13 protein-coding genes and 1 riboswitch are annotated in these 12,393 nt (G+C 39.6%); all 13 genes read left to right on the top strand.

The features are described 5' to 3' along the window. The first annotated feature begins 45 nt into the window (after nucleotides 1-45). A complete protein-coding gene (pyk, locus tag QOW94_RS03470) occupies nucleotides 46-1,803 on the top strand; it encodes a pyruvate kinase (RefSeq protein WP_283678781.1) in 1,758 nt (585 codons plus the stop codon). Between the two features lie 206 nt (nucleotides 1,804-2,009). Then, nucleotides 2,010-2,873, top strand: a complete 864-nt coding sequence (locus QOW94_RS03465; RefSeq protein ID WP_283678818.1) for a CvfB family protein — start codon at nucleotides 2,010-2,012, stop codon at nucleotides 2,871-2,873. 6 nt (nucleotides 2,874-2,879) lie between these two features. Then, on the top strand, nucleotides 2,880-3,767 hold the full coding sequence (xerD, locus tag QOW94_RS03460) for a site-specific tyrosine recombinase XerD (RefSeq protein ID WP_283678780.1): 888 nt from the start codon (nucleotides 2,880-2,882) through the stop codon (nucleotides 3,765-3,767). Between the two features lie 64 nt (nucleotides 3,768-3,831). After that, complete coding sequence (locus QOW94_RS03455) at nucleotides 3,832-4,140, top strand: reductase (protein WP_283678779.1); 309 nt, start codon at nucleotides 3,832-3,834, stop codon at nucleotides 4,138-4,140. Then, nucleotides 4,137-4,880, top strand: a complete 744-nt coding sequence (locus tag QOW94_RS03450; RefSeq protein WP_283678778.1) for a segregation and condensation protein A — start codon at nucleotides 4,137-4,139, stop codon at nucleotides 4,878-4,880. Before QOW94_RS03455 ends, QOW94_RS03450 begins: the two co-directional genes overlap by 4 nt. Next, complete coding sequence (scpB, locus tag QOW94_RS03445) at nucleotides 4,870-5,460, top strand: SMC-Scp complex subunit ScpB (RefSeq protein ID WP_283678777.1); 591 nt, start codon at nucleotides 4,870-4,872, stop codon at nucleotides 5,458-5,460. The genes QOW94_RS03450 and scpB overlap by 11 nt, the downstream gene beginning before the upstream one ends. Beyond that, a complete protein-coding gene (locus tag QOW94_RS03440) occupies nucleotides 5,461-6,186 on the top strand; it encodes a pseudouridine synthase (RefSeq protein WP_283678776.1) in 726 nt (241 codons plus the stop codon). A 66-nt stretch (nucleotides 6,187-6,252) separates the two neighbouring features. Next, nucleotides 6,253-6,371: riboswitch (FMN riboswitch) on the top strand. Between the two features lie 73 nt (nucleotides 6,372-6,444). Beyond that, a complete protein-coding gene (locus tag QOW94_RS03435) occupies nucleotides 6,445-7,029 on the top strand; it encodes an ECF transporter S component (protein WP_283678775.1) in 585 nt (194 codons plus the stop codon). Between the two features lie 181 nt (nucleotides 7,030-7,210). Further along, on the top strand, nucleotides 7,211-8,134 hold the full coding sequence (locus QOW94_RS03430; protein WP_283678774.1) for a helix-turn-helix domain-containing protein: 924 nt from the start codon (nucleotides 7,211-7,213) through the stop codon (nucleotides 8,132-8,134). Beyond that, a complete protein-coding gene (locus QOW94_RS03425) occupies nucleotides 8,124-9,575 on the top strand; it encodes a RecQ family ATP-dependent DNA helicase (protein WP_283678773.1) in 1,452 nt (483 codons plus the stop codon). The genes QOW94_RS03430 and QOW94_RS03425 overlap by 11 nt, the downstream gene beginning before the upstream one ends. 64 nt (nucleotides 9,576-9,639) lie before the next feature. Beyond that, on the top strand, nucleotides 9,640-10,329 hold the full coding sequence (locus QOW94_RS03420) for a LysM peptidoglycan-binding domain-containing protein (protein ID WP_283678772.1): 690 nt from the start codon (nucleotides 9,640-9,642) through the stop codon (nucleotides 10,327-10,329). 27 nt (nucleotides 10,330-10,356) lie between these two features. Next, nucleotides 10,357-11,034 carry a (d)CMP kinase gene (cmk, locus tag QOW94_RS03415; protein ID WP_283678771.1) on the top strand — a complete coding sequence of 226 codons (678 nt, stop codon included), beginning with the start codon at nucleotides 10,357-10,359 and terminating at the stop codon, nucleotides 11,032-11,034. A gap of 96 nt (nucleotides 11,035-11,130) precedes the next feature. After that, nucleotides 11,131-12,360 carry a 30S ribosomal protein S1 gene (gene rpsA, locus QOW94_RS03410; protein ID WP_283678770.1) on the top strand — a complete coding sequence of 410 codons (1,230 nt, stop codon included), beginning with the start codon at nucleotides 11,131-11,133 and terminating at the stop codon, nucleotides 12,358-12,360. The last annotated feature ends 33 nt before the right edge of the window (nucleotides 12,361-12,393 follow it).

Below are 12,393 nucleotides of genomic sequence, written 5' to 3'. Positions count from 1 at the left end.
AATTATTAATTGGTGTGTCCAACAAAACAAGGAGAGATATTTCTTATGAAGAAAACTAAGATCGTAAGTACGCTTGGCCCTGCCAGTACCGATGTTGACATCATTGCTCAACTTATCGAATCAGGAGCTAACGTTTTCCGATTTAACTTTTCACACGGCGATCATCCAGAACATGAAGACCGCATGAACAAAGTTCACGAAGCAGAAAAGAAAACTGGTAAGTCAGTTGGATTCATGCTTGATACTAAGGGTGCTGAAATTAGAACTACTGTACAACAAGGCGGTAAGTTAGAGTTCCATACCGGTGACACTTTCCGGATTTCTATGGACGACAGTCTTGAAGGTACTAAGGAAAAGATTGCGGTTACTTACCCAGGACTTTACGATGATGTTCATGAGGGTGGTCACGTACTTTTCGATGATGGTTTGTTGGACACATTGATTGAAAAGAAAGACGATGCAACTAAGGAATTAGTTGTTACCGCTCAAAACGACGGTTTGCTTGGTTCACGTAAGGGTGTTAACGCCCCTGGTGTTTCAATCAACTTGCCTGGTATCACTGAAAAGGACTCAAGCGATATTCGTTTTGGTTTGGATCACGATATCGACTTCATTGCCGCATCATTTGTTCGTAAACCACAAGATATCATGGATATTCGTGAATTATTGGAAGAAAAGCACATGGAACATGTTCAAATCTTCCCTAAGATCGAATCACAAGAAGGTATCAACAACTTCGACGAAATCATTAAGGTTGCCGATGGTTTGATGGTTGCTCGTGGAGACATGGGTGTTGAAATTCCTGCAGAAAACGTTCCTTTGGTTCAAAAATCTTTGATCAAGAAATGTAACGCACTTGGTAAGCCAGTAATTACTGCTACTCAAATGCTTGACTCAATGCAAGAAAACCCACGTCCTACGCGTGCCGAAGCATCTGACGTTGCTAACGCTGTATTTGATGGTACTGATGCTACTATGCTTTCTGGTGAAAGTGCTAATGGTGACTACCCTGTTGAATCAGTTGCAACTATGGCAAGAATTGACGTTAAGGCTGAAAACGCATTTGCAGAATTTGGTACTCCACGTCCTAAGTTCGATGCAAGTGATGTTACTGAATCAATCGGTGACTCAGTTGCTCGTGTTGCCAAGGAACTTGGTATTCACACAATCGTTGCCGCAACTCGTTCAGGTTACACTGCAAGAATGATCTCTAAGTATCATCCAGATGCAGATATCCTTGCTATCACATTCGACGAAAGAACTCGTCGTGGTTTGATGGTTAACTGGGGTGTTCATCCAGTTCTCGTTGACGAAGTTAAGAGCACTGACGAAATCTTTGAACTTGCTTCAAAGAAGGCAGTTGAAACTGGCTTAGCTAAGGAAGGCGACTTGATCATCGTTACTGCTGGTGTTCCAGTTGGTGAAAGTGGAACTACTAACTTGATGAGAGTTCAATTGATTGGCTCAAAGTTAGTTCAAGGCCAAGGTGTTGGTGACAAGACCGTTATCGGTAAGGCGGTTTTAGCAAAAAGCGCCGCTGATGCAAACAGCAAAGTAACTGAAGGTAGTATCTTAGTTACTAAGTCAACTGACAAGGATTACTTGCCAGCTATTGAAAAGGCTTCTGCTGTTGTTGTTGAAAACGGTGGTTTAACTTCACACGCAGCCGTAGTTGGTATCTCAATGGGTATTCCAGTTATCGTTGGTGCCCAAGGAGCTACTTCAAAGATTTCTGATGGTGAATTAATTACAGTTGATTCACATCGGGGAGTAATCTACCACGGTGCTTCAAGCTCAATTTAATTAGATTATTAAATTAATACACTGGCGGGTTTCCGTCGCAAAGAGGATATGGTACCGATAATATCGGTGGTTATATCCTTTTTGCTTTTACATAGTTAGCATTTGACCGATACTCACATGATTAACCGTGGTTTTAATTCAGTCTGATTAGCACTTTAGCTAAAAAACATGTACAATTACTTCAGAGAAAACGAATGGAGATTAATATGAATAACTACCTTGCAGATGTCTATACAGGTAAAGTAACTGATGAGAATGATGAAGATTATTTTGTCCAGATTGAAGGAATTACATTTCTTCTTGATAAGCAAGAAATTCAAAAACCACTTAAGTTAGGATCAATGTTTACCGGGTTCACATATGAAAATGAAGCTCATAAGTTGCAGATTACCAGAGATGTACCAACAATTAGAAAAGATCACTACGGGTTCGCAACTGTTGTCAAACAAAAACGGGGTCTAGGAGTCTTTGTTAATATTGGCCTCCCTAATAAGGATGTTGTGGTTTCATTAGATGAATTACCAACCGTAGCCCAGTTATGGCCACAAGAGGGTGATAAGTTGATGATTACCTTAACGGTTGATAATAAAGATAGAATTTGGGGTCACTTAGCGGATGAAGAGATCTTCCAGGCAATTTCTAGACCAGTAACCAAAGTTGTTCGGAACAAAAAAGTAACCGCCACTGCCTACAGATTGAAGATGGCTGGCACTAGATTGCTGACTGATGATTTTCATTTAGCATTTCTCCATCCAGACGAACGGCAAGTTGAACCACGGCTTGGTCAAGTAATTGAAGGAAGAATCATTGGCGAATTGCGAGACGGCACAGTTAATATTTCGACTAAGCCACTGGCGTTTAAAGCAATTGGCGATGACGCGGAAATGATTTTGGCAACTTTGGAACACAGCCAGGATGGCATGCTAAACTTTTCTGATAAGAGTAGTCCAGATGATATCAAAAAGTACTTCGGTATAAGTAAGGCTTCATTTAAGCGAGCAATTGGTCACTTATTAAAGGCAGACAAGATTATCCAAAAAGATGGGGCAATTTATTTAAAGAAAGAGTAATGGAATATGAAAGATGAGTTAGGTGACTATCTTCATTTTTTGAGAGTGGAACGTGGATTATCGGCAAATACCATTGCAAGTTACAGGCAGGACGTCAACGAAGCGTTGACGTTTTTTGGCTCAAAGGAAAAGGAATTAACTAAGGTTGATCAGTACGATATTCTTATTTTACTTGAACAAATGGAATCTGAGGGAAAATCCCGCAATACAATTATTCATATGGTTTCCAGTTTACGAAAGTTTTTTGCATTCTTAGTTCAAACAAATCGAATTTCAATTGATCCGATGCTAAAAATAGATACTCCTAAAAAGGCAATGGTGTTACCAGATGTTTTAACTCCCGATGAAGTCAATTCGTTGATTGATGTGCCGGAGATTTCCAAGCCACTTGGGCTTCGTGACCGAGCTATTTTAGAAACGCTGTACGCAACTGGGCTACGTGTATCCGAGCTGGTAAATTTGAAGATTGGTGATCTTCACCTTTCAATGCATTTGATTCAGACGATTGGAAAGGGAGATAAGGAACGAATAATTCCTATTTCAGATATTGCAATCGACTGGGTAAATCGATATTTGGATGAAGTTAGACCGGGGCTAATTGCTAATAAACCTAACAATGATTATGTTTTTCTTAATTCTAGGGGGCGTCATCTTACTCGTCAAAGTATCTGGCAAATGATCAAGCGAGACGCTGGAATCGCGGGAATTAAACATCACGTTACTGTTCATACTCTCCGCCACTCGTTTGCTACACACTTGCTAGAAAACGGAGCCGACTTACGGATTGTTCAAGAGTTGCTTGGTCACTCTGATATTTCTACGACCCAGATATACACCCATGTATCCCACAAACATTTAACAGAGGTATATAATAAATTTCATCCACGAGCATAGAAGGGAGGCGGTTATTACGCTTTTTCAATACCGAAAAGATTATGAAAAAATTACGATGGGACTAATGTCGTTGATTACTGATTTTTCCAACATGGATTTAGTCACTCAAGAGATGAACTGGTATGGCAGTGATGATAACCGTCTTCTCTATTTGTGGAAGGATAAATCAAATAATTGGTCGGCTGTGTTGGGAGTTGAGTTGAATGGAAAACAGGTCACGATTCACCAACTTATTTTGGCTCCCCAAGCAATGAGCTTATCCAATAGTGATGCGATATTTAGTGAGTTACAGGAGTTGTTTCCAAAGCACACCCTTGTTCCGAGCTTTTCATTGAAGAACGTATTTAACCATTGGAAGGGGCTGAACCAATGAGTGACAAGCAACCAGAATTGCACCTTAATGATTTTGAGGGGCCGTTAGAAGTCCTTTTACACTTGATTCAACAATCTAAAATGGATATCTATGACATTAAGATTGCTGAAATTACCGACCAATATATGCGATATATTTATGATGCTGAGGAGCTTAATTTGGATATTATTGGTGAGTACTTCGTCATGGCAGCCAAATTAATGCTTATTAAGTCCAAAATGCTACTTCCACAGGTAACTGAAGATGTTGAAGAGGAGCCTGAGGACCCAAGGGAAGAATTAGTTGAACAACTGATTACATATCAAAAATATAAGCAGATTACCCCGTTTCTAAAAACAGCTGAAGAAAAAAGACGTCAGAGTTATACGAGACCACCAGTTGAGGTTGAAGCAACACCAGAGATTCTTGAAGCTCCCTCATTGTTTAACTCTCTTGATTTAATGGCAGCTTACGTTGATGCGTTGAAACGGTTTAGGTATAATCAGCCGATGGAAACGGTTGTCCATGAGTGGGAATACACGATTGAGGGTCAAACAGAGTTGATTCGTAAATTGCTTGGTAAAAAGAGTAGTTCATTCACATTTAAGCAATTGGCTGAGAGAGCTCATGCAACCGAGGAAGTTGTGACCGATTTCTTGGCGTTGCTAGAAATGGCAAAGTACCAGGAAGTTAAATTAGTCCAGAAGGACATGAATTCAACGATTGAAATTATGAAGGGGGATATCGCTAGTGGTAAATAATAAAGCAAGAATGCATGCATTAATATATGCAGCTGGTGATGAGGGAATCTCCCTAACTCAAATTGCAACCAGAACTGGACTGACTAAACCTGGTTGTAGGCAAATCATTGATGAGTTAACAGCAAAGTTATCAGCGGATAAAGATCTTGGAACTGAAATCGTTAGCAGTGATGAGGTATACCGAATAAAGACTAAGTCTGAGTATGAGGATGTTGTTGCTGATTTTATTACTAACCAAAAGCCCCGGTCACTTTCGCAAGCTTCATTGGAGACAATTGCGATTGTAATGTATAACGAGCCAATCACTCGGATTGAAGTTGATGAGATTCGTGGGGTCAATAGTTCCGCAATAATTCATAGATTGTTGAATCAAGGTTTGTTAAAAGTTACTGGAGTGAAGCAGGAGGTCGGAAATCCAAAGACCTATGGCATCACTAATTATTGCTTAGACTATTTTGGCTTAAAGTCAAAGGATGACTTGCCTGAATTACCAAAAGATGAGGTTTTAAACGAAAATACCAGTGATTCCCTAATGACTAGGTTTAACCGAGAAATTGATACTGAGAAGGAGAAATCATAATTGGCTGAAATGAGACTACAAAAAGCAATTGCTCAAGCAGGAGTTGCTTCAAGAAGAAAAGCTGAAAAGCTGATAACTGATGGCCGAGTACGCGTTAATGATGAGGTTGTTAAGGAACTTGGAACCAAGGTAACTCCTAAGGACACAATCGAGGTCGATGGAGTTCAATTACAAAAAGAAGAATTGGTCTACTATTTACTCTATAAACCTCGTGGGGTTATTACATCAGTTTCTGATGATAAAAAACGCAAAACAGTACTTGATTACTTCAAGGATATTGATCAAAGAATTTACCCAGTCGGTCGTTTAGACTACGACACTTCGGGCGCACTACTATTAACTAACGATGGGGATTTAGATAATAAATTAACTCATCCAAAATATGAGGTTAATAAAACATACGTAGCCAAAGTTACCGGCAAGGTTCAGGGAAACGAACTTGCTCAACTTCGAAAGGGAGTTGTCTTTGACGGTAAAAAGAGTTCTAAAGCCAAAGCTGAATTGATTCGTTATAACGATGGCTCAAAAACATCAATTGTGTCATTAACGATTCACGAAGGTCGGAACCATCAAGTGAAAAAAATGTTTGCTGCATTGGGGCATAAGGTCGAAAAGTTGAGTCGTGAAAGCTATGGCTTTTTAACCCTTGATGGGATGAATGCAGGGGATTACCGCAGATTAAAGCCTCATGAAGTTCAGCGATTGCTCGATTCAGTGAAAGACTAATTGTAAATGTTTTTTATTGACTTTTAGTAAGTAGATTGATATATTTAATATCGAAATAAAATAACTGGTTATCTTCAGGGCAGGGTGTGATTCCCGACCGGCGGTTATAGTCCGCGACCCGTTTCGGCGGTTGAATCGGTGAAATTCCGATACCGACAGTAAAGTCTGGTATGTAGAAGATTAATGCTTCGTATTGTCCTGATGCCCTCGGTGTCGGGATTTTTTTGTAGATAACCATTGGATAAGGGAGTTTTTTCAATGGAAAGTAGTACTGGTAGAAGAATGGTGTTAACAAGAACGGTAGAATTATCAATTTTATCGGGAATCTCGTACATATTAATGTACTTATCATTTCCGATTTTGCCGATGGTTCCATTCATGAAGATTGATTTTAGTGATATGCCGATTTTAATCGGTACGGTGGTCTTTGGCCCAGTTGCCGGGATTACGATTGCAGCCTTAAAATCATTGCTATACTGGGTTGTTACAGGTGTTTCGATTCCAAACCTAATTGGAATTGTAGCCTCGTTCACTTCGTCGGTCACATTAATCTACGCCTATTACGGAGTCAACCGATTCTTTCATAGTAAGAGTAAGTTGATGAAGGGAATCGTAACCATAATTGCAATGGCATTGTTGATCACGATTGTAATGTCGTTACTTAACTGGTCTTTCGTGCTACCAATGTACATGAACTTGATTGGTATGAAGTTAGGAATGTCAGTCACCAAGATGGTCTTGATTGGAGTCGTTCCCTTTAATATAATTAAAGGGATAATCGTCGGATCAGTTTTCTTACTGATAAAAGATAAGTTATTGCCTGCCTTTAGAAGAAGACAGTAAAAATATCTGCCGGGAACGGTTACGTTCCCGGTTTTTTAATGGAGTTGAAAACGTGCGTGATATAAGGTTGTTACTACTATTTTGTAGTCCCGAAAATCCGAATAGACTAAAGGCAATTATTAACAGCCTAGATGGTAAACGAACGGTATCAAACCTTTTTTTTGCGCTATCGGCGGGAATTATGCCGTATTTTGGTGCGTTCCATGAAATTAGTGTTCCTGATCCCAAAGAGGCCGTTTCAACATTAACAGCCGCTGGCTTAATTACTAGCGATCAAGATATGCTGGTCACTTTGACTGAAAAAGGTCGTGAATATCGGAATAAACTTAGGAACCGTTTTGAACCGTTAAACTGGATTGAAACGGCAAGTAAATTTGATGTTGTTACTTTTAAAAAGCGGTTTATTTTGGCGCTCCAGGTAATCTCTGAATTTAGTTATGATAATAATCGGTACTATCCCAGTTCAATTGACTTTTTTAATAATAATATTGTTAAAAAATGGTTTATCAATTACAAGGATAATGATGTTGTCACCAGAGTTCATAAAGAATTAGAGTCATTACTTGATAATTTTTCGAATCAGAAATACGCAGATATATTTGCTCAATCTTTTGTCGGTCATGAGGTCAGTGGCCACACTAATGATCAAATTGGAATTGAAACCAATGAATCGGCTGAACGGATAGCAGTAATCCAATTTATGGTTATGGCTTCAATGGTGACAATGATTATAGATAAACCCAATAGTGTTTTTAAGCCCCTCCTTTCGGGGCTGATTAAGCCTCAAATCAGTGGGAGTACCGAGGTGACGTACCGCCAGTTTGTAAACAACTCAACGCTGAGTTTGGAGAGAATTGCAGATCTTAGGCATATCAAAGTTAATACTGTAAAGGAACATTTGATTGAAGCTGCAATGGTCGTTCCTCAGCCGAGTGATATTTTTTCACGTTTGATTTCTGATAAGAATGATGACATTTTGAACCAGGTAATTCAACAACATCCTGAGTGGACAAGGTTTATCAATCTCTCAAAATTTGCACCGGATGTTCCGTTTATGCAGGCAAGATTATTCCAGATAAAAAGGATTCGTGCTAATGAAGCGTGATATTGATTTAAATTCAATTTTAAAAACCAAATTTGGGTTTAATAGTTTTCGACCAGGACAGCGTGAAGTTTTGAATTCGTTGATTTCAGGCCGAGACACGTTAGCTGTTTTACCAACCGGTGGCGGGAAAACCCTTTTATATCAGATGTATGGTTATGTATCAAATAAATCAGTTTTGGTTGTTTCTCCGCTTATATCACTAATGAATGATCAAGTTAGACGGATGAACTTTCTGGGAGCTAAACGCGTGGTAGCATTGACCTCAAGCCTGGACTATAGAGAAAGGCAAGCAGTCTTAACTAATTTACGCCACTACGATTTTATTTTTTCATCACCTGAAATGTTAGCTAACCCAGAGGTTCTTGATTCGGTGAAAAAGTGTCAGATTGGTTTGATGGTAATTGACGAAGCTCACTGTATTTCAGAGTGGGGCCCAGATTTTAGACCAGATTACCTTAACCTTGCTAAGGTTAGGACGGATTTAAACAAACCGCTGACACTTATGTTAACGGCTACGGCTAATCGTGATACTCGGTTAGATATTTTAAACAAAATGAATCTTGTTCCGGATGATTCAAAAGTTATTGTTGGTTCCATTGACCGGCCAAATATTTTTATGGCTGCTAAAAAGTTTCCAAATGACAGCGAAAAGAATGAAGCCCTCTTGGATTTGCTTTCTAAGTTGACCGGCTCGGGAGTGATTTACTTTTCGAGTCGGAAACGGGCCGAGCAAATTGCGGAGTTTATCAAAAGTAAGACGGGGCTCCGAGTCCTTGCTTACCATGGTGGCCTAGATGATGAATCTCGGTTCAGAATTCAGCAGCAATTCATGCATAATGAGTGTGATATTGTTTGTGCTACCTCAGCATTTGGAATGGGGATAGATAAGGCGGATATTAGATTTGTAATTCATTATCATATTCCAGCCAACATTCAAAGCTATGCTCAGGAGATTGGGCGGTGTGGGCGCGACGGCAAGCAGTCAGTAGCGATTACCCTTTATCAAGATAATGATAGGTTCATTCAGCTTGGATTGTTGGACTCAACTGTGCCTCCAGATGCTGAGTTATCAGCTATCATTGACAATGTCGATTCAGTCCAGTCAGATATTAGTTCGGTGATTAAGTTTTATTTGAATCGTGGTCAGAGCAAACAAACAATTCGTAATATATTTAAGGACCGTCGTAATAAACGGTTTGTTGAATTAGACGAGATGCTTGGGTTGGTGATGACAACTAATTGTCGACGGCAGCTAATGCTAGATTATTTTGGTGAACAGAAAGATTCAATCTCGGTTTGTTGTGATAATGATACTGAATTTTGGAAAAATCCGGGTTTATTTATTGATGATAATCTTCCCCAACCAGTTGAAAATAGTCAGGCTTCTTCACTTAGCAGTTGGCGGGATATTCTTAACCAGTTATTTTTAGAAAAAAATTAATGATATCCATGCCACTTTGATGATAAAATTGTATGATGGAAGTGATATCGAAGGAGGAGAAACGATGGGGCAAAAGGATCAAAAACATTCTGAGGATAATGAACCTTGGAATCAAACCTTTTCAGAGGATCGCGACGAGAATGGTAATCTTTCCCGCGTTAAATTGCGTAAGGAGAATAAGAGCCACAACTTGCTTACGATTATAATCGTTGCCTTGATTGTTTTGATCGCGGTGGCGGCACTTGTGTTTGGTTTAGCCAAGCAAAGCGCTATGAACAATAAAAGTTCTGACGATAATTCATCAGTAACTGTAGTTTCTGACGACGATAGTTCAAAAAAAAAATCGTCTTCTGATGATGATAGTGATTCCAGTGGCTCAAGTTCGTCATCAGATGTAAGTAAAAGTTCAAATAGTGATTCTCAAAGCTATAATGACTCTAGTAGTTCTACTAACAGTAATAGTTCAGCAAACCAAACCAGCACTGGCGGAGGGGCTACTAGTACTCAAGGCAGTGGAACAAGTCAGAGAAATCAAAGTAGCCAATCAACAAGCTCGACTACACAGTCATCTAGCACTGCATCGAGTTCTTCAACTACAATGAGTGGCTCTGGTAGCTATGCTACGGTACAGGCTGGTCAGGGAATATACAGAGTGGCAGTTAATCATGGTTTGTCTGTTCAGGAACTAATGAAAATGAACGGGTTAACTTCAGCGTCACAACTTTACCCAGGACAAAAACTAAGGGTTAAATAAACGAAATGGTAGGTTAACAAATTTTTTATGCATAAAAATGGTTTACAGGTCGCAATAGACGGCCCAGCATCAGCGGGGAAGAGCACGGTTGCTAAGTTAGTAGCAAAGCAGTTTAATTACATTTATGTGGACACGGGAGCAATGTACCGAGCTATCACGTATAAAGTATTAAAAAACGGCATTTCATTGGACAACGATGAAGAGATTGCTACAATTGCTGATGGTTCTCATATCTCATTTGAACCGGGAGAAACGGATCAAAAGGTATTTATCGATGGAGAAGAAATCACCACTGCTATTAGGGAAGAAAATGTCACCAACTCCGTTTCAGCCGTGGCTGCAATTCAAGCGGTAAGAACAAAGTTAAGCACCGAGCAAAAAGAGATTGCTAAAGACGGCGGTGTCGTAATGGATGGTCGTGATATTGGCACAACTGTTCTACCTAATGCTGAGGTGAAGATATTCTTGATTGCTAGTGTTGAGGAAAGGGCCCAAAGAAGATATAAAGAAAATATTCAAAAGGGTATCAATACTCCACTGGATGAATTAAGATTAGAGATTGAGGCGCGTGATTATAAAGATTCTCACCGCAAGATTTCGCCACTGACTAAGGCGGAAGATGCTGTAGAGATTGATACAACCTCGTTATCGATTAATGAAGTTGTCGAAGAAATTGCTAAAAATATTAATAAAGTGCTTGCGTAATATCGCAGGGAAACAACTAAATTGTCATTAGACTAGCATTACGCGTCAGTTTACGATAAAATAAAGTTTAGAGTTGTTTCAAGGAGGAATTGTTTGATGAGTGAGAACACTAGTAATGAAAATAAAGACTTACTAGACGCATTAAATAGCGTCAGTGAGGTTAAGGTTGGTGACGTTGTTACCGCCGAAGTCCTTACAAAGGATGATGATCAACAATTGATCGTCGGAATCGAAGATACAGGTGTTGAAGGAGTTGTTCCTCAACGTGAACTTGCATCTGACCAAAACGTTGACGATATTAAGGCTGGCGACAAGTTACAACTTGTTGTTACCTCAAGAATCGGTAACGATAAAGAAGGCGGAAGCTACCTTCTTTCAGCCCGTCGTCTTGAAGCCCGTAAGGTTTGGGATGAATTAGCTGAAAAAGAAAAGAATGGTGAAACTGTAACCGCTAAGGTTTCTCAAGTAGTTCGTGGTGGACTAGTTGTTGATGCAAGTGGAGTCCGTGGCTTCATTCCTGCCTCAATGGCATCAGATCGTTTCGTGGAAAATCTTAACCAATTCAAGGGACAAGAGCTTGAATTAAAGATTGTTGAAATCGATCCAGTTTCAAATCGTCTTATTCTTTCACACCGTGCAGTACTTGAAACCCAAAAGGCTGCTAAGCGTGAAGAATTGATGGAAAATCTTCATGAAGGAGACGTTGTCGAAGGTAAAGTTGCCCGTTTAACTAACTTCGGTGCATTCGTTGACCTTGGTGGAATCGATGGCTTAGTCCACGTTTCCCAAATTTCATTTGAACGTGTTGATAAGCCTTCAGACGTACTTGAGGTTGGTCAAGATGTTAAGGTTAAAGTTCTTTCAGTAGACTTTGACAAGAACAGAATCTCATTATCAATCAAACAAACCCTTCCTGAACCATGGGACGACATTGAAAGTAAAGCTCCAGCAGGCAGCGTTCTTGAAGGAACTGTTAAACGCTTGACTGATTTTGGTGCATTTGTTGAAGTATTCCCAGGTGTTGAGGGACTTGTTCATATTTCTCAAATCTCTCATGAGCATATTGATACTCCAGCAGACGTTCTTAAGTCTGGCGAAAAAGTTCAAGTTAAGGTTATTGATGTTGATCCAGAAAGAAAGCGCCTTGCACTTTCAATTAAGGCATTGACTGAAAAGCCAGCTGGTGAAGACAAGCCACAAAAGGCTCGTAACAACAAACCAGTTAACGATAACTCAACTCAAAATGCCCCTGAAGAAGAAACTGGTTTCACTTTAGGTGACCTTATTGGGAACGAGTTAAAGAATTCTGACGATTCTGAAGATTAATTATAAATATTAACAAGATTAAAAAGATTATCC

Origin of the sequence: Lentilactobacillus sp. Marseille-Q4993 (assembly GCF_951230165.1) — a bacterium.
Classification (GTDB): Bacteria; Bacillota; Bacilli; order Lactobacillales; family Lactobacillaceae; genus Lentilactobacillus.
This window is presented reverse-complemented; position numbering and strand designations above follow the sequence as displayed.

What these genes read in the sequence shown, in the direction of transcription:
- cmk (WP_283678771.1), top strand. Translation starts at nt 10,357, where the DNA reads ATGCATAAAAATGGTTTACAGGTCGCAATAGACGGCCCAGCATCAGCG.
- QOW94_RS03455 (WP_283678779.1), top strand. Translation starts at nt 3,832, where the DNA reads ATGTCGTTGATTACTGATTTTTCCAACATGGATTTAGTCACTCAAGAG.
- pyk (WP_283678781.1), top strand. Translation starts at nt 46, where the DNA reads ATGAAGAAAACTAAGATCGTAAGTACGCTTGGCCCTGCCAGTACCGAT.
- rpsA (WP_283678770.1), top strand. Translation starts at nt 11,131, where the DNA reads ATGAGTGAGAACACTAGTAATGAAAATAAAGACTTACTAGACGCATTA.
- xerD (WP_283678780.1), top strand. Translation starts at nt 2,880, where the DNA reads ATGAAAGATGAGTTAGGTGACTATCTTCATTTTTTGAGAGTGGAACGT.
- QOW94_RS03435 (WP_283678775.1), top strand. Translation starts at nt 6,445, where the DNA reads ATGGAAAGTAGTACTGGTAGAAGAATGGTGTTAACAAGAACGGTAGAA.
- QOW94_RS03425 (WP_283678773.1), top strand. Translation starts at nt 8,124, where the DNA reads ATGAAGCGTGATATTGATTTAAATTCAATTTTAAAAACCAAATTTGGG.
- QOW94_RS03450 (WP_283678778.1), top strand. Translation starts at nt 4,137, where the DNA reads ATGAGTGACAAGCAACCAGAATTGCACCTTAATGATTTTGAGGGGCCG.
- QOW94_RS03430 (WP_283678774.1), top strand. Translation starts at nt 7,211, where the DNA reads ATGCCGTATTTTGGTGCGTTCCATGAAATTAGTGTTCCTGATCCCAAA.
- QOW94_RS03465 (WP_283678818.1), top strand. Translation starts at nt 2,010, where the DNA reads ATGAATAACTACCTTGCAGATGTCTATACAGGTAAAGTAACTGATGAG.
- QOW94_RS03420 (WP_283678772.1), top strand. Translation starts at nt 9,640, where the DNA reads ATGGGGCAAAAGGATCAAAAACATTCTGAGGATAATGAACCTTGGAAT.